Source organism: Streptomyces sp. NPDC002911, assembly GCF_053591835.1.
In genome coordinates, this window is the sequence record NZ_JBSFUO010000002.1 from 157566 (window position 1) to 173328 (window position 15763).

General features: G+C 68.0%; 14 protein-coding genes and 2 tRNA genes. 4 read left to right on the forward strand and 12 right to left on the reverse strand.

The window, feature by feature from the left end; genetic code table 11:
• Positions 1–235: 235 nt before the first annotated feature.
• The 4 genes from ndk to ACWD04_RS03640 all read right to left on the reverse strand — a co-directional run bounded on the left by ndk (position 236) and on the right by ACWD04_RS03640 (position 5377).
• Positions 236–649, reverse strand: coding sequence for a nucleoside-diphosphate kinase (gene ndk, locus ACWD04_RS03625; RefSeq protein ID WP_451127701.1), 414 nt, complete (start codon positions 647–649; stop codon positions 236–238).
• Positions 650–734: 85 nt separating this feature from the next.
• A complete protein-coding gene (locus ACWD04_RS03630; RefSeq protein WP_451127703.1) occupies positions 735–1103 on the reverse strand; it encodes a DUF4233 domain-containing protein in 369 nt (122 codons plus the stop codon).
• Positions 1104–1106: 3 nt separating this feature from the next.
• Complete coding sequence (gene folC / locus ACWD04_RS03635; RefSeq protein WP_451127705.1) at positions 1107–2630, reverse strand: bifunctional tetrahydrofolate synthase/dihydrofolate synthase; 1524 nt, start codon at positions 2628–2630, stop codon at positions 1107–1109.
• 125 nt (positions 2631–2755) lie between these two features.
• Positions 2756–5377: a valine--tRNA ligase gene (locus ACWD04_RS03640; protein WP_451127707.1), complete on the reverse strand. Its 2622-nt coding sequence runs from the start codon at positions 5375–5377 to the stop codon at positions 2756–2758.
• Between the two features lie 137 nt (positions 5378–5514).
• Between ACWD04_RS03640 and ACWD04_RS03645 the strand changes: the two genes are divergently transcribed.
• Complete coding sequence (locus ACWD04_RS03645) at positions 5515–6471, forward strand: hypothetical protein (protein ID WP_451127709.1); 957 nt, start codon at positions 5515–5517, stop codon at positions 6469–6471.
• 62 nt (positions 6472–6533) lie between these two features.
• On the opposite strand, the gene clpX is transcribed toward ACWD04_RS03645, so the two are convergent.
• The 5 genes from clpX to ACWD04_RS03670 form a co-directional block, all read right to left on the reverse strand.
• Positions 6534–7832 (reverse strand): ATP-dependent Clp protease ATP-binding subunit ClpX, encoded by a 1299-nt coding sequence (clpX, locus tag ACWD04_RS03650; protein WP_451127711.1) that lies wholly within the window; start codon positions 7830–7832, stop codon positions 6534–6536.
• Positions 7833–7987: 155 nt separating this feature from the next.
• Positions 7988–8671, reverse strand: coding sequence for an ATP-dependent Clp protease proteolytic subunit (locus ACWD04_RS03655; protein WP_031091966.1), 684 nt, complete (start codon positions 8669–8671; stop codon positions 7988–7990).
• 67 nt (positions 8672–8738) lie between these two features.
• Positions 8739–9344, reverse strand: coding sequence for an ATP-dependent Clp protease proteolytic subunit (locus ACWD04_RS03660; RefSeq protein ID WP_031091967.1), 606 nt, complete (start codon positions 9342–9344; stop codon positions 8739–8741).
• A gap of 306 nt (positions 9345–9650) precedes the next feature.
• A complete protein-coding gene (gene tig / locus ACWD04_RS03665; RefSeq protein ID WP_451127713.1) occupies positions 9651–11066 on the reverse strand; it encodes a trigger factor in 1416 nt (471 codons plus the stop codon).
• Positions 11067–11216: 150 nt separating this feature from the next.
• Positions 11217–11293, reverse strand: a tRNA-Pro gene (locus tag ACWD04_RS03670).
• Positions 11294–11449: 156 nt separating this feature from the next.
• On the opposite strand from ACWD04_RS03670, the gene ACWD04_RS03675 reads away from it, so the two are divergent.
• Positions 11450–11523: transfer RNA gene (locus tag ACWD04_RS03675), tRNA-Gly, on the forward strand.
• A 55-nt stretch (positions 11524–11578) separates the two neighbouring features.
• Here ACWD04_RS03675 and ACWD04_RS03680 read toward each other — a convergent pair.
• Positions 11579–11926 carry a DUF1330 domain-containing protein gene (locus tag ACWD04_RS03680; RefSeq protein WP_451127715.1) on the reverse strand — a complete coding sequence of 116 codons (348 nt, stop codon included), beginning with the start codon at positions 11924–11926 and terminating at the stop codon, positions 11579–11581.
• A gap of 113 nt (positions 11927–12039) precedes the next feature.
• On the reverse strand, positions 12040–12234 hold the full coding sequence (locus ACWD04_RS03685; RefSeq protein ID WP_451127717.1) for a hypothetical protein: 195 nt from the start codon (positions 12232–12234) through the stop codon (positions 12040–12042).
• 480 nt (positions 12235–12714) lie between these two features.
• Between ACWD04_RS03685 and ACWD04_RS03690 the strand changes: the two genes are divergently transcribed.
• Positions 12715–13878, forward strand: coding sequence for an acyltransferase family protein (locus tag ACWD04_RS03690; protein ID WP_451127719.1), 1164 nt, complete (start codon positions 12715–12717; stop codon positions 13876–13878).
• A gap of 48 nt (positions 13879–13926) precedes the next feature.
• On the opposite strand, the gene ACWD04_RS03695 is transcribed toward ACWD04_RS03690, so the two are convergent.
• Positions 13927–14427, reverse strand: a complete 501-nt coding sequence (locus ACWD04_RS03695; RefSeq protein ID WP_451127721.1) for an HD domain-containing protein — start codon at positions 14425–14427, stop codon at positions 13927–13929.
• 152 nt (positions 14428–14579) lie between these two features.
• Between ACWD04_RS03695 and ACWD04_RS03700 the strand changes: the two genes are divergently transcribed.
• Positions 14580–15758, forward strand: a complete 1179-nt coding sequence (locus ACWD04_RS03700; protein ID WP_451127723.1) for a cation:proton antiporter — start codon at positions 14580–14582, stop codon at positions 15756–15758.
• The last annotated feature ends 5 nt before the right edge of the window (positions 15759–15763 follow it).

Below are 15763 nucleotides of genomic sequence, written 5' to 3' on the forward strand. Positions count from 1 at the left end.
CTTGTTTCAGGTAGGCGAGGGTTGGCGCTGCGGGCGTGGAAGCTTCCATCGTAGTGCCGTATGCACGGACACAGCGCGAGGGTCCTTCGCCATGGCGAGCAGAACGGCTGCCCGTTCCACCCATGGTGACGTTACGTCGGGGGGATGCGTTCCCGCGATACGTGACCCTATGCCAAAGGGCGACCGAATTACTTCGGTCGCCCCAGGTCATGAGCGCTGATTGGCGGAGCCGAAGTCAGGAGAGTCCGGGAAAGAAAAGCTTCAGTTCTCGCTCTGCGGACTCCTCGGAGTCCGAGGCGTGGATGAGGTTCTCCCGGGTGATCGTGCCGAAGTCACCACGGATCGAGCCGGGCGCGGCGGCGATCGGGTCCGTCGGGCCTGCCAGGGCGCGGACGCCCTCGATGACCCGCTCGCCTTCGGCCACCAGGGCGACGACGGGACCGGAGGCCATGAACTCGACGAGCGGCTCGTAGAACGGCCGGCCCTTGTGCTCGCCGTAGTGCTGCTCCAGGGTCTCCTCGTCGAGCGTGCGCAGCTCCAGCGCGGTGATCGTCCACCCGGCCTTGCGTTCGATACGGCCGACGATCTCGCCGATCAGCCCACGCCGGACGGCGTCGGGCTTGAGAAGGACGAGGGTGCGCTGAGTCATGTGCGGCTCCTTGCAGGCTTTCGGTGCGGGTGAGGGCGAGATTACAGGGGTACGCCGACCGGCCTACGGCCGGGCTTACGCTGCGTCATCCCTGGGCCGGAGCCTGTGCGCTCTCCGGCGCCTCGGCCTGCGCCGCCCACCGCGCCTTGGCCTCGTCGATCCGGCGGCCGTAGTGCACCGAGGCCCACCACAGGGCGCCGAAGATCACGCCGAGGATGAACATCATCGGGACGAAGAAACCGCCCAGCACCAGCAGGATCTGGAGCCCCCAGCCGAGCTGTACGCCACCGGGCCGGGTGATCACACCGCAGAGCAGGACGGACAGCAGCATGCCGATGCCGCAGACCGTCCAGACCGTGGCCATGGACATGTCGTCGGACTTCATCGCCACGAGTCCGGCGAAACCGATGACGAAGAATTCACCGATCAGCGTCGAAGCGCAGAGCGTACGCACAGGTCAGCGCCTTCCCAGGAGCAGCCGGGCCTCGCCGACCGTGATCACGGACCCGGTCACCAGGACTCCGGCGCCCGCGTATTCGGCCTCTTCCTCGGCGAGGGTGATCGCCGCCTCCAGCGCGTCGTCCAGCCGCGGCTCGACCTGCACGCGGTCGTTGCCGAAGACCTCGACGGCGACCGCGGCGAGCGTGTCCGCGTCCATGGCGCGCGGACTGGAGTTCTGGGTGACGACGATCTCGGCGAAGATCGGCTCGAAGGCTTCGAGGAGCCCCCGGACGTCCTTGCCGTCGCTGGCGCCGACGACCCCGATCAGCCGGGAGAAGCTGAACGACTCGGAGATCCCCTCGGCGGCGGCAAGGCCGCCGGCCGGGTTGTGCGCCGCGTCCAGGACGACGGTCGGGCTGGACCGGACGACCTCCAGACGGCCCGGCGAGAGCACCGAGAGGAAGGCCTTGCGGACCGCTTCCCCATCGAGGCTGCGGGCCTGCTCCGCGCCGATACCGAAGAACGCCTCGACGGCGGCGAGCGCCACGGCCGCGTTGTGCGCCTGGTGTGCCCCGTAGAGCGGAAGGAAGATGTTGTCGTACTCGCCACCCAGGCCCCGCAGGGTCAGCAGCTGACCGCCGACCGCGATCTCGCGGGAGACGATGCCGAACTCCATGCCCTCGCGGGCCACCGTGGCGTCCACCTCGACGGCCTTCTTCAGCATGACCTGCGCGGCGTCCACCGGCTGCTGGGCCAGGATCACCGTCGCGCCCTGCTTGATGACGCCGGCCTTCTCACCGGCGATCTCGGCGGGGGTGGAGCCGAGGCGGTCGGTGTGGTCCAGCGAGATGGGGGTGACGACGGCGACCGAGGAGTCGATGACGTTCGTCGCGTCCCAGGTCCCGCCCATGCCGACCTCGACGACCGCGACGTCGACCGGCGCGTCGGCGAAGGCCGCGTACGCCATGCCCGTCAGCACCTCGAAGAACGAGAGCCGGTAGGGCTGCTGGGCATCGACCATCTCGACGTACGGCTTGATGTCGTCGTACGTCTCGATGAAACGCTCGGCCTCGATCGGGGCGCCGTCCAGGCTGATCCGCTCGGTGACCGACTGGACGTGCGGGGAGGTGTAGCGGCCGGTACGGAGCTCGAAGGCGCTCAGCAGGGCCTCGATCATGCGGGCCGTGCTGGTCTTGCCGTTCGTCCCCGTGATGTGGATCGAGGGGTAGGCGCGCTGGGGTTCGCCCAGCACGTCCATCAGGGCGGCGATACGGGTCACCGAGGGCTCGAGCTTGGTCTCGCCCCAGCGTCCGGCGAGCTCCTGCTCCACCGCGCGCAGCGCGCGGTCGGTCTCGGGGTCGGCGGGGCGGTCCGGGACCGCCTCGCCCTGGGGCGGGCCCGACTGGGTGCGCAGTGTCCGGCTCCCGGCCTCGATCACCGCCAGGTCGGGGTCGCGCTGGGTCTCCTCGTCGACGATCTCCGCGAAGGTGTCGTCGGGATCGGACGCGTCGTGCCGGTCTGAAGGGCGGGGCTCACTCACAGGGCCAGTCTACGGATGGCCGGGGACATCGTGCGCAGCGCCCGGGGCCGCGCCTCCTCCCGGGCACGGCGAAGCCCCCGCGCTCCCGGTCGGTCGGGGGCGCGGGGGCTTCCGGCTCGAGGTCGTCAGCCCTTCGGCAGGTTCGCCAGCTGGGCGGCGATCCTCTCGATGTCGGCCTCGGCCTTGGCGAGCCGGCCACGGATCTTGCCGACCACGGCGTCCGGGGCCTTGGCCAGGAAGGCCTCGTTGCCGAGCTTGCCGGTGGCCTGGGCCTTCTCCTTCTCGGCGGCCTCCAGGTCCTTGGTCAGGCGCTTGCGCTCGGCCGCGACGTCGATCGTGCCGGACAGGTCGAGCGCGACGGTGGCACCGGCGACCGGCAGCGAAGCGGTGGCCTGGAAGCCGTCCCCGGCGGGCTGCAGGCGCAGCAGCTGCCGGATGGCCGCCTCGTGCGGGGCCAGCGCGGTGCCGGTCAGGGTGAGCTCGGCCGGGACCTTCTGGCCGGGCTGGAGGCCCTGGTCGTTACGGAAGCGGCGGACCTCGGTGACGACCTGCTGAACGAGCTCGATCTCCTTCTCGGCCGCCTCGTCGCGGAAGCCGGAGTCGGTCGGCCAGTCCGCGATGACGACGGACTCACGGCCGGTGAGCGCGGTCCACAGAGCCTCGGTGACGAACGGCACGATCGGGTGCAGCAGACGCAGCATCACGTCGAGGACCTCGCCCAGGACCCGGCCCGAGACCTCGGCCGGGCGGCCGCCCGCGAAGAACGTGGTCTTGGACAGCTCGACGTACCAGTCGAAGACCTCGTCCCAGGCGAAGTGCCGCAGTGATTCGCTGATCTTGGCGAACTGGAAGTCGTCGTAGTACGCGTCGACATCCGCGACCGTCCTGGCCAGGCGCGACAGGATCCAGCGGTCGGTCACCGACATCTCGTCGGCGGACGGCAGTTCGCCCTCGATCGTGGCGCCGTTCATCAGCGCGAAGCGGGTGGCGTTCCAGATCTTGTTGGAGAACTTCGCCGAACCCTGGACCCAGTCCTCACCGATCGGAACGTCCGTGCCCGGGTTGGCGCCGCGCGCGAGGGTGAAGCGCAGCGCGTCTGAGCCGTACTTGTCCATCCAGTCAAGCGGGTCGACCACGTTGCCGAAGGACTTCGACATCTTCTTGCCGTGCTCGTCGCGGACCATTCCGTGCAGAACGATGGTGCCGAAAGGCGGGACGCCGTCGTTGACGTACAGACCGAACATCATCATCCGGGCGACCCAGAAGAAGAGGATGTCGTAGCCGGTGACCAGGACCGAGTTCGGGTAGAACTTCGCGAGGCTGTCGGTCTGTTCGGGCCAGCCGAGCGTCGAGAACGGCCACAGGCCGGAGGAGAACCAGGTGTCGAGGACATCGCTGTCCTGCGTCCAGCCCTCGCCGGTGGGCGCCTCGTCGTCCGGTCCGACGCAGACGACCTCGCCGTTCGGCCCGTACCAGACAGGGATGCGGTGACCCCACCAGAGCTGGCGGGAGATCGTCCAGTCGTGGAGGTTGTCGACCCAGTCGAAGTAGCGCTTCTCCATCTCCTGCGGGTGGATCTTGACGCTGCCGTCGCGGACGGCGTCACCGGCCGCCTTGGCGAGCGGGGCGACCTTCACCCACCACTGGAGGGAGAGGCGCGGCTCGATGGTCGTCTTGCAGCGCGAGCAGTGGCCCACGGAGTGGACGTACGGGCGCTTCTCGGTGACGATCCGGCCCTCGGCACGCAGGGCGGCGACGATGGCGGAGCGCGCCTCGAGGCGGTCCAGGCCCTCGAAGGGACCGGGGACGGTGATGACGGCCCGCTCGTCCATGACCGTGAGGAACGGCAGGTCGTGGCGCCTGCCGATGTCGAAGTCGTTCGGGTCGTGGGCGGGCGTCACCTTGACGGCACCGGTGCCGAACTCCGGGTCGACGTGGTGGTCGGCGACGACCGGGATCGTGCGGTTGGTGAGCGGCAGCTTGATCTGCTTGCCGACCAGGTGCTTGTAGCGCTCGTCGTCGGGGTGGACGGCGACCGCCGTGTCACCGAGCATCGTCTCGGCGCGGGTGGTGGCGACGACGATCGTCTCGTCGCCCTCGCCGTACGTCATGGAGACGAGCTCGCCGTCGTCCTCCTGGTACTCGACCTCGATGTCGGAGATCGCGGTGAGACACCGGGGGCACCAGTTGATGATGCGCTCGGCGCGGTAGATCAGCCCGTCGTCGTACATCTGCTTGAAGACGGTCTGGACGGCCTTGGACAGGCCCTCGTCCATGGTGAAGCGCTCACGGGACCAGGCGACGCCCTCGCCGAGACGGCGCATCTGGCCGGAGATCTGGCCGCCCGACTCGTTCTTCCACTGCCAGACGCGCTCGACGAAGGCCTCCCGGCCCAGGTCGTGACGGGACTTGCCCTCCTTGCCCAGCTCTCGCTCGACGACGTTCTGGGTGGCGATGCCCGCGTGGTCCATGCCCGGCTGGTACAGCGCTTCGAAGCCCTGCATGCGCTTACGGCGGACGAGAGCGTCGATCAGGGTGTGCTCGAAGGCGTGCCCCAGGTGGAGGCTGCCGGTGACGTTCGGCGGGGGGATGACGATGCTGTAGGGCGGCTTGTCGCTGTGCTCGTCGGCTTCGAAATACCCACGTTCTACCCAGCGCTCGTACAGCTTCCCCTCCACCTCGGCCGGCGCGTACTGGGTCGGCAGTTCGGGGTTGCCGGCTGTCTGCTGCTGAGTGTTCTCGGTCACGGGGGACAGTTTAGGGCCGTCACAGTCGTGCACTGAAACGGGATTGTTCAGTAACGGTGTGAGCTGCGATGCCCTGTGCCGGAACCCCTTCCGTCAGGATGTTCGCAACGCGTAAACATTCTGGAGGGGACAGCGCCATGAGCTACAACCAGCCGGGGCCGTACGGCGGACAGCCGCCACAGGGCCAGCCCGGGCCGTACGGCCAGCAACCGGGCCCGTACGGCGGTCCGCCGCCGCAGGGCCAGCCGCAGGGCCAGCCCGGCTACGGCTACCCGCAGCAGGCCCCCCAGGGTGTTCCGCCGCAGCAGCCCCCGCAGGGCTACGGCTATCCGCAGGCGCAGCAGCCGGGTCCGTACGGCCAGCAGCCGGGTCCGTACGGCCAGCAGCCCTACGGCGGCCAGGTTCCGCCGCCCCCGGGTGCGCCGAAGAAGAAGACCGGGCTGATCGTCGGCGCGGCCGTCGTGGCGCTGGCCGTCGTCGCGGGAGGGGTGTACTTCCTGACGTCCTCCGACTCCGCATCGGTTGCCTCCACGAAGGGATACAAACTCACACCTGCCGCCGCTGTGGACGACTACAAGAGGGCTGTGGCGGAGAAGTCGACCCCCCTGACGGGCACCTTGAAGGCCGAGGCCGAGGCCATGGGGATCAAGAATCCGAACAAGGTCGGCGCCTCGTATCTGAGCGGTGGCGGGCAGGAGGTGCCCGTGGCGAAGGCGCTCATGCTCACGGGTTACTGGGGCGAGGTGAGCGACCCCGCGAAGGTACTCGACTTCGTCTTCGCCAATCCCGCGCAGGCGGGGCAGGGTGAAGGCGCCACGTTCGTCGGCGACGCCGAGACCGTCGAACCCGAGGGATTCGAAGGCGCGCTGATGAAGTGTCAGAACGTCAAGACGGTCAACAAGGCTGCCGACGGTTCGGCGGAGAACGGGCCCGCGGCAATTGTCACCCCGCTCTGCGCGTGGGCCGACGACAGCACACTCGCCATGGTCGTGGGTGCCGACCGCGGGGCGGCGCTGGCGGGCAAGGCCATGCCGCAGGACGAGGTGGCCGCCCTCGCCGCCAAGCTGTACAACACCTCACGCACCAAGATCTGATCAACGCCGAAGGGGCGCCCGGCCGGTGGCCGGGCGCCCCTTCGGCGTATGTACCGCCGCCGCTACGCGGACTTCTCGTGGCGGCCGCCGTCGTTCTTGCCGATCGTGCGCGGTTCGCGCGGGACCAGTGTCGGATTGACGTTGTTGCGGACGACGTCCGGGGTGATGACGACACGGGCCACGTCCTTGCGGGACGGCACCTCGTACATCACGGACTGGAGGACCTCTTCCATGATGGCGCGCAGACCGCGCGCGCCCGTCTGGCGGAGGATCGCCTGGTCGGCGATGGCCTCGAGCGCCTCCCGCTCGAAGTCCAGCTCCACACCGTCGAGTTCGAACAGCCGCTGGTACTGCTTCACCAGCGCGTTGCGCGGCTCGATCAGGATCTGGAGCAGCGCCTCGCGGTCCAGGTTGTGCACCGAGGTCAGCACGGGCAGACGGCCGATGAACTCGGGGATCATCCCGAACTTCACCAGGTCCTCCGGCATGACCTCCTGGAACTGGTCGCTCGCCTGGATCTCCAGCTTGGAGCGGATCGTCGCGCCGAAGCCGATGCCCTTGGCGCCGGCCCGCGACTCGATGATCTTCTCCAGACCCGAGAAGGCGCCGCCCACGATGAACAGCACGTTCGTCGTGTCGATCTGGATGAACTCCTGGTGCGGGTGCTTCCGTCCGCCCTGCGGCGGTACGGAGGCGGTGGTGCCCTCCAGGATCTTCAGCAGGGCCTGCTGGACGCCCTCGCCGGACACATCGCGGGTGATCGACGGGTTCTCGCTCTTGCGGGCGACCTTGTCGATCTCGTCGATGTAGATGATCCCGGTCTCGGCCTTCTTGACGTCGTAGTCCGCGGCCTGGATCAGCTTCAGCAGGATGTTCTCGACGTCCTCGCCGACATAGCCGGCCTCCGTCAGCGCCGTCGCGTCCGCGATGGCGAACGGGACGTTGAGCATGCGGGCCAGCGTCTGCGCGAGGAGCGTCTTGCCGGAGCCCGTGGGGCCCAGCAGCAGGATGTTGGACTTGGCCAGCTCGATCGCGTCGTCGCGATTCGCTCCGCCGCCGTTCTCCCCGGCCTGGACCCGCTTGTAGTGGTTGTACACAGCGACCGAGAGGGCCTTCTTCGCGGGCTCCTGCCCGACGACGTACCCCTCGAGGAACTCGTAGATCTCGCGCGGCTTGGGAAGCTCCTCCCACCGCACCTCGGAGGTCTCGGAGAGCTCCTCCTCGATGATCTCGTTGCAGAGATCGATGCACTCGTCGCAGATGTACACACCGGGTCCCGCGATGAGCTTCTTCACCTGCTTCTGGCTCTTTCCGCAGAACGAGCACTTGAGCAGGTCGCCGCCATCACCGATGCGTGCCACGAGGTGCTTCCCCTTCGCCTGGGAGCAGCCTGGTTCAGCGGCTCCTGGTGCCTCTATCCGACGGTACCTTGCCTGGGCCCCCGTTCGGGCCCCCCTTGGCACGGTTCACACGGCCGGGCCGTGGATACGGGATGTGCCAAGGGGAAAGACCGACGTCAGACGGACGCGCCTGCGGTGGTCTTACGGGTGGAGACGATCTGGTCCACCAGACCGTACGCGAGTGCGTCGTCAGCGGTCAGGATCTTGTCGCGCTCGATGTCCTCGCTGATCTTCTCCAGCGGGGTCGTGGAGTGCTTCGCCAGCATCTCCTCGAGCTGGGTGCGCATCCGCAGGATCTCGTTGGCCGCGATCTCCAGGTCGGAGAGCTGCTCACGGCCGGTCTGCGAGGACGGCTGGTGGATCAGCACACGGGCGTGCGGGAGCGCCATGCGCTTGCCCGGGGTGCCCGCGGCCAGCAGGACGGCGGCGGCGGACGCCGCCTGGCCCATGCAGACCGTCTGGATGTCCGGCTTCACGAACTGCATCGTGTCGTAGATCGCGGTGAGCGCGGTGAACGAGCCGCCAGGGCTGTTGATGTAGATCGAGATGTCGCGGTCCGGGTCCATCGACTCCAGGCACAGCAGCTGCGCCATGACGTCGTTGGCCGAGGCGTCGTCGATCTGGACGCCGAGGAAGATCACGCGCTCCTCGAAGAGCTTCGCGTACGGGTCGTACTCACGCACACCCTGCGAGGTGCGCTCCACGAAGCGCGGGACGACGTAGCGGTTGTCCACCTGCGGGCCGGTGTAAAGGCCGCTCGCGGAGGCGCCGGAGAAGTTGTTCATGTGGGTGTTCACCATCCTGGTGGCGTTCATGTGGGCTGGAGGTCTCGGCGTACGAGAGGGTGCGAGGTCGTGCACGCCCGGATCAGGCGCCGGTGCCGCCGCCGCCCGGGATGCCCGACGCGACCGAGATGATTTCGTCGATGAGGCCGTAGTCCTTGGCCTCCTCCGCCGTGTACCAGCGGTCGCGGTCGCCGTCGCGGATGATCGTCTCCACGGTCTGGCCGGAGTGGTGGGCGGTGATCTCGGCCATCCGAGTCTTCGTACGGAGCAGGTACTGCGCCTGGATCTTGATGTCCGAGGCGGTACCGCCGATGCCGGCCGAACCCTGGTGCATGAGGATGTCGGTGTTCGGGAGCGCGAAGCGCTTGCCCGCCGTACCACCGGTGAGCAGGAACTGGCCCATCGAGGCCGCCATGCCCATGCCGATGGTGACCACGTCGTTCGGGATGTACTGCATGGTGTCGTAGACCGCCATGCCAGCCGTCACCGAACCGCCGGGGCTGTTGATGTAGAGGTAGATGTCCTTGTCAGGTTCCGCGGCAAGGAGCAGAAGCTGTGCGGTGATCTTGTTGGCGATGTCATCGTCGACCTGCTGACCGAGGAAGATGATGCGCTCGCCGAGCAGTCGGCTGTAGACCTGGTCACCGAGGCCTCCACCGAGGGACGGCTCTCCGGCGGCGTAGGGCATCAGATTCGTCACGTATCCACCTGCTCGTCTCTGACGGCTCCGGCCGTCTCAGCGTCTTCGTACCGGGTGGGCCGGGACTACCCGACCCTTCCTCTTCATGGACCCTAACGCGCAGGTGGGACAACGCCATCCCGCTTCCCCAACTGTTCGCTGGGAGCGCAAGGTAAGCAGTCCGCACAAGGGTTCCCTGGGTCGCTCCCGGGGCGACCCAGGTCGCTCCCGGGGCGCGGGCCGATACGGCGGCGGGCCCCGGACGGGAACGTCCGGGGCCCGCCGCGCGGATCAGATCAACGAGGGGAGCGAGGCTCAGGCCTCGTTCTTCCCGTCCTTCTTCTCGTCGGCTGCCTCGGTGGCGTCCTCGGCGGCCTCGACCGTCTCGGTGGCCTCTTCCGTGGCGTCCGCCGCGTCCTCGTCGTCGTCGAGCTCGACGACCTCACCGTTGGTGTCGACGACCTTGGCGGCCTCGACGACAACGGCGAGCGCCTTGCCGCGGGCGACCTCGCCGACGAGCATCGGAACCTGGCCGCCTTCGACGACGGCCTGGGCGAACTGGTCGGGGCTCATGCCGGAGGACTGCGCACGCCGCATGAGGTGCTCGGTGAGCTCCTCCTGGTTGACGTTCAGCTTCTCCTTGTTGACGAGCTCGTCAAGGATGAACTGGGTCTTGATGCCCTTGACGGCCTGCTCGGAGGTCTCGTTCTCGAACTCCTCCAGGGTCTTGCCCTGGATCTCGAGGTACTTCTCGAGGTCGAGACCCATCTGGCCGAGCTGGTGGTGCTCGAGGTTGTGCTTGCGGGTCTGGACCTCGTCCGCGAGAAGCTTCTCGGGGATCGGGACCTCGGCCAGCTTCAGCAGCTCCTCGAGGACACGCTCCTGGGCCTGGGTGGCCTGGTCGTACTGCTTGGTGTTCTCGAGGCGCTTGCGGCTGTCCTCGCGGAGCTCGGCGAGCGTGTCGAACTCGCTCGCCATCTGCGCGAAGTCGTCGTCCAGCTCGGGCAGTTCGCGGGAGGCGACGGTGGCGACCTTGACGGTGACCTCCGCTTCCTTGCCTTCGGCGGAGCCGCCCTTCAGCTCGGAGGTGAAGGTGGCCTCGCCACCGGCCTCCAGGCCGGTCACGGCCTCGTCGATGCCTTCGAGGAGCTCGCCGGAACCGATGGTGTACGAGACACCCGCGGCCACGCCGTCCTCGAGGACCTCTCCGTCGACCTTGGCCTCCAGGTCGATCGTCACGACATCGCCCTCGGCGGCGGCGCGCTCGACCGGATTGGTCGAGGCGAAGCGCTCGCGGAGCTGCTCCACGGCCTTGTCGATTTCTTCTTCGGTGACTTCGAGTGCGTCCACGGTGACCTCGATGCCGGAGTAGTCCGGAATCTCGATCTCGGGACGGACATCCACCTCGGCGGTGAAGGCCAGCAGTTCGCCGTCCTTGAGCTCGGTGATGTCAACCTCGGGCTGGCCCAGAACGTTGAGCTCGCCCTCGTTGACAGCCTCGGTGTAGAACTTCGGGAGGGCGTCGTTGACGGCCTCCTCCAGCACAGCACCACGGCCGAACCGCTGGTCGATGACGCGGTTGGGGATCTTGCCCTTACGGAAGCCCTTCACCGTGACCTGCTGGTTGATCTTCTTGTACGCCGCGTCGAGGCTGTCCTTGAGCTCCTCGAAGGGCACCTCGATGCTGAGCCGAACCCGAGTCGGGTTCAGGGTCTCCACGGCGCTCTTCACGGTTCGGTCTCCTTGGTGGCTGACTTCTTGGGGTTCTGCTGGGCCGCCGAGAGGCGGCTTCGCGGACCGAGCCCGGTACATCAGACACACGGGCACGCAATTTGCATAGTAACGGCAAGGGGGAGGACTCCCACAATGCGATCTTGCTGGTGGTCGGGGTGGCCGGATTCGAACCGACGACCTTCCGCTCCCAAAGCGGACGCGCTACCAAGCTGCGCCACACCCCGTCGGTGCGACACGAAGGGTACATGCAGAAGAGCGTCGCGTCGGCCGCTTTACCGAGGCCGTCACCGGCGCACGCCGATACGGGTGTGCGCGCACCTCCCCCGACCCGCTACGATGCTTTCCGTACCGCGGTCCACCGGGCCTGCGGTGTGGCGCTTGCGGGCGTAGCTCAATGGTAGAGCCCTAGTCTTCCAAACTAGCTACGCGGGTTCGATTCCCGTCGCCCGCTCCATGGGAAGGGCCGGTCCGGAGGAGAGATCCTCCGGACCGGCCCTTCCGGTTCGGTGCTACTCGGCGGCCATGGCCTCGCGCATCGCCTTCGCGGCCGGCGTCGGGTCGTAGCCCTCGGGGACGCCCTCGACCAGGATGACGTCGCCCTCGATGTGCCGTGAGCGCAGCGGCGCGATCTCCCGGTAGGCAGGCGAGTCCCACCAGGCCCGCGCCTCGTCGATGCCGGGGAAGCCGATCATCACGACGTGTCCGGGCCAGTCCCCCTCCTTCACCTCGTGCGGAGTCATGTGCACGAGGTAGCGCCCGCCGTGCGCCTCGAAGGTGGCGGGAAGCCGCTCGATGTACTCGGCGATCTCCGGGTGCGGGTCAGCCTCTCTCAGGTGGGCTATGGCGTAGGCGGGCATGACCATCCTTTCGGCCGGCAGGCTCCGGACGTCCCGTGCGCGATGGGCAGGCGTGGACGCCCGGCCGGCAGCCGCCGTGGCCGGGGTGGACACGCGTACGCCCGGGCGGGGCGTCAGAAGCTGATCTGGTTGATCGTTTCGGCTATCGAGTTCATGAATCTGTTGATGGACGGCGCCATGCCCGTCGAAGCCAGGAAGAAGCCGAAGAGCACGGCGACGACCGCCGGCCCGCCCTTGATGGATCCGCCGCGGATGAACACCACCAGGACGATCCCCAGCAGAAGCACCACAGACAGTGAAATGGCCACGACTGATCACACCCTTGGTCGGTCCGCCTTGCCGGCCCGGCGGCGTGCGGCCCAGCACGCCTCCGTCGCGACCATCGTGCCACCAACTTCCCTGTGCTTGCTGCCGGGTGAGGGGGCAGGACGGCCGGATCCCGCCATCCTCGCGCCCGCGTGCGCCCGGGTGCAGTCAGGCGCGCAGGGCGCACTGGCCGCGGCAGCGCGGGCCGCAGGCATTTGCTGTGCGCCCGCTGTGCGCAGGCCAGTTCGAATATCGACCGCCGTGATCGTTTCCATATCCCCACACTTCATCCACAGCGATTTACCAGGAGTTCGTGCGACGAATTTCACTCTCGCCAACCTCTCGCCGATATGCACCATTTAAGCGGTATGAATCATCCCGTAACGGACGTTTGCCGGTGGTTTCACTTCCGAATGACCGGGAAGTCTCGATATTCCTCGGGGGTTTTACGCAAAGCGATCGGCGGGGCTAAGGTGCATCAGATGTCCAAAGCTCCGAGTGAATTCCAGAGGGCCCCGATCACCCCGGAGAGCCGGGAGCCGGAGCCGAGACGCGAGCAGACCCTGACGGCCCCGGGGGCGCTCACCCCCGCCACCAGGACCAAGCCGGGACACACCGGGACGCCCGCACCGGCCAAGCGGCGTGACGCGTACTTCGACAATGTGAAGTACCTCGCGATCGTGCTCGTCGCCGTGGCCCACGCGTGGGAACCGGTGATGGACGGCAGCCGTGCGACACGAGCGCTGTACATGGTCGTCTACACGTTCCACATGCCGGCGTTCATCCTCGTATCGGGCTATTTCTCGCGGTCCTTCGACATGAGCTCGGCCAAGGTGAAGCGCCTCGTGACCGGGGTCGTGGTGCCCTACGTGCTCTTCGAGACCGCCTATTCACTCTTCAAGCGGTACGCCGGCGGCGCGGGCGACACATCCATCACCCTGCTCGACCCGCTGTTCCTCACCTGGTTCCTGATCGCCCTGTTCATCTGGCGGGTCACCACACCGCTGTGGCAGTCCCTGCGCCACCCGCTCCCGGTCGCCCTCGCGATCGCCATGCTCGCCTCGGTGTCGCCGGACATCGGTGACGATCTGGACCTGCAGCGCGTCTGTCAGCTCCTGCCGTTCTTCGTGCTCGGCCTGCTGATGAAGCCCGAGCACTTCCAGCTGGTCCGGCGGCGCGAGGTGCGGCTGCTGTCGCTTCCGCTGTTCGCCGGGGCCCTGGTCTTCGCCTACTGGGCCGCGCCGCACATGAGGCTCGGCTGGTTCTACCGCAGCAACAGCGCCCAGGAGATGGACTTCCAGTGGTGGACGGGGCCCGTGATGACCCTGGCGATGTTCGGATGCGCGCTGCTGCTGACGATCGCGTTCCTCGCCTGGGTGCCGCGCCGGCACATGTGGTTCACCGTGCTGGGCGCCGGGACGATCTGCGGCTACCTGTTGCACGGCTTCCTGGTGAAGGGCGCCGGCTACTACGGGCTGTTCGACCGTTACGAGTGGCTCTCGGGCCCCGTGGGACTCGTCGTCGTCTCCGTCGTCGCGGCCGCCGCCGTGACCCTGCTGTGCACCCCACCGGTCCGGCGCGTGCTGCGCTTCGCCACCGAGCCGGACATGAACTGGGCGTTCCGCCGGAGCCCCGTCAAGCGCTGAGCCTGTCCGGATCGGCCCCCTTCCGTCGGGGCCGGTCCCGTCGGGACGTCAACCTGCGTCGGGGATGGCTTGATCCCGCCGTTCGTCGGGCCTCGCACCCCCGTCGAGCCCCAACAGGTCGCGTACCTGCGCATACTTCTCGGTCAATCGGGTACGGGTCGCCGGCTCCAGGACCGCCAGCCGGTCCGGGTCCGCGTTGTGCGCCAGATCCGACTCCTTGATCAGCAGTGCACCTGGCGTGGCGAGAATCCGCCCGGTGTACGTGAAGAGGTCCTCGCCGTCCCGCTTGGTGACGGCGAGGACCATTTCTTTCACCCGCCGGGACAGCGGGGCCTCCTCCAGCCACTGCCCGGACAGCGCGCCGTCCTCCACCGCGTCGTGCAGCCAGGCCGCGGCCACCTGCTCCTCGCTGCCGCCCCGGACCCGCACGCCCTCGGCCACCGCGGCCAGATGCTCGGCATACGGGCGCCCCGCCTTGTCGGTCTGTTCGCGATGGGCCTCGCGGGCGATCGCCTCCACCTGGGACAGGGTCAGACACGGGATCGGCATGCGCCGACTGTACGCCGGTCAACCGCGGCACTTCGAAGGGTCCACGAGTGCACCCCGAATCGTTCGGTAAACTAATTACTGACGGTTCCTTGACGCGCTTTTGACCTACCGAAGGAGACAGGCTCATCGGACACGCAGACACGCTCATCGCCATGGGGGGCGCCTTCCTTGCCGCCGCCGTCCTCGCCCGCGTCGGCGGCCGGATCGGGCTGCCGACCATCCCCCTGTTCATCCTCGCCGGGATCCTGCTCGGCCCCTACACCCCCGGGGTCGTCCTCCTCGACGATCCGCATGACCTTGAGATGCTCTCCGCGCTCGGTCTGGTGCTGCTGCTCTTCTACCTCGGCCTCGAATTCCACCTGGACGATCTGAAGACGGGCGGGCGCAAGATGGCGCTCGCCGGCGGCGCCTATCTCGCCCTGAACGTCGGTGCGGGTCTCGGCTTCGGCTTCGCGCTCGGATGGGGCACCTCGGAGGCCCTGGTGCTCGCGGGCGTGCTCGGCATCTCGTCGTCGGCCATCGTCACGAAGGTCCTGGTGGACCTCGGCCGGATCGGTAATCCGGAGACGCGGCCGATCCTCGGCATCATCGTCGTCGAGGACGTCTTCCTCGCCCTCTATCTGGCCGCGCTGCAGCCGATCCTGTCCGGTGCCGACAGCCTCGGGGCGGCGGTGCTCGACGGAGGCAAGGCCTTCGGCTTCCTGCTGCTGCTCGCCCTGGCGGCCCGGTTCGGCACGAAGCTCATCGGCAAGCTGATGAACACCAAGGACGACGAGCTCCTCGTCATCTCCTTCCTCGGAGCCGCCGTCTTCGTGGCCGGGGTCTCGGAATGGTTCGGTGTGGCCGACGCGATCGGCGCGTTCATGGTCGGTCTGATGCTGGGCAGCACCTCCTCGGGCGCGCGCATCATGAAGTTGGTGCATCCGCTGCGGGACGCGTTCGGTGCGATCTTCTTCTTCGCCTTCGGACTGTCCATCAACCCCGGCGACCTGCCGAGCGTGGTGTGGCCGGTACTGGCGGCCGTCGCGGTGACCGTGGCGATGAACGTCTTCGCCGGTATGGCCACGGCCAAGATCTACGCCTTCGGCCCCAAGGCCACGGCGAACGTCTCCACCACCCTGCTGGCCCGCGGTGAGTTCGCCCTGATCCTCGCCACGATGGCGGCGGGCGCCGGCCTGGACGAACGGCTCTCCCCGTTCATCGCCGGCTACGTGCTCGTGCTCGCCGTCCTGTCACCGCTGGCTGCCGGCCGCTCGCACTGGCTCGCCCGGATCCTGCCCGGAGGGCGTAGGCGGGACCAGGAAACCGACAAAGAGGTGGTACCGGTCTGAGGAGC

Bases quoted from the DNA above. Each gene is read 5' to 3' on its own strand.
- ndk (WP_451127701.1), bottom strand. From the start codon at position 649: ATGACTCAGCGCACCCTCGTCCTTCTCAAGCCCGACGCCGTCCGGCGT.
- ACWD04_RS03645 (WP_451127709.1), top strand. From the start codon at position 5,515: ATGAGCTACAACCAGCCGGGGCCGTACGGCGGACAGCCGCCACAGGGC.
- ACWD04_RS03655 (WP_031091966.1), bottom strand. From the start codon at position 8,671: ATGGTGAACACCCACATGAACAACTTCTCCGGCGCCTCCGCGAGCGGC.
- ACWD04_RS03660 (WP_031091967.1), bottom strand. From the start codon at position 9,344: ATGCCCTACGCCGCCGGAGAGCCGTCCCTCGGTGGAGGCCTCGGTGAC.
- ACWD04_RS03680 (WP_451127715.1), bottom strand. From the start codon at position 11,926: ATGCCCGCCTACGCCATAGCCCACCTGAGAGAGGCTGACCCGCACCCG.
- ACWD04_RS03690 (WP_451127719.1), top strand. From the start codon at position 12,715: ATGTCCAAAGCTCCGAGTGAATTCCAGAGGGCCCCGATCACCCCGGAG.
- ACWD04_RS03695 (WP_451127721.1), bottom strand. From the start codon at position 14,427: ATGCCGATCCCGTGTCTGACCCTGTCCCAGGTGGAGGCGATCGCCCGC.
- ACWD04_RS03700 (WP_451127723.1), top strand. From the start codon at position 14,580: ATGGGGGGCGCCTTCCTTGCCGCCGCCGTCCTCGCCCGCGTCGGCGGC.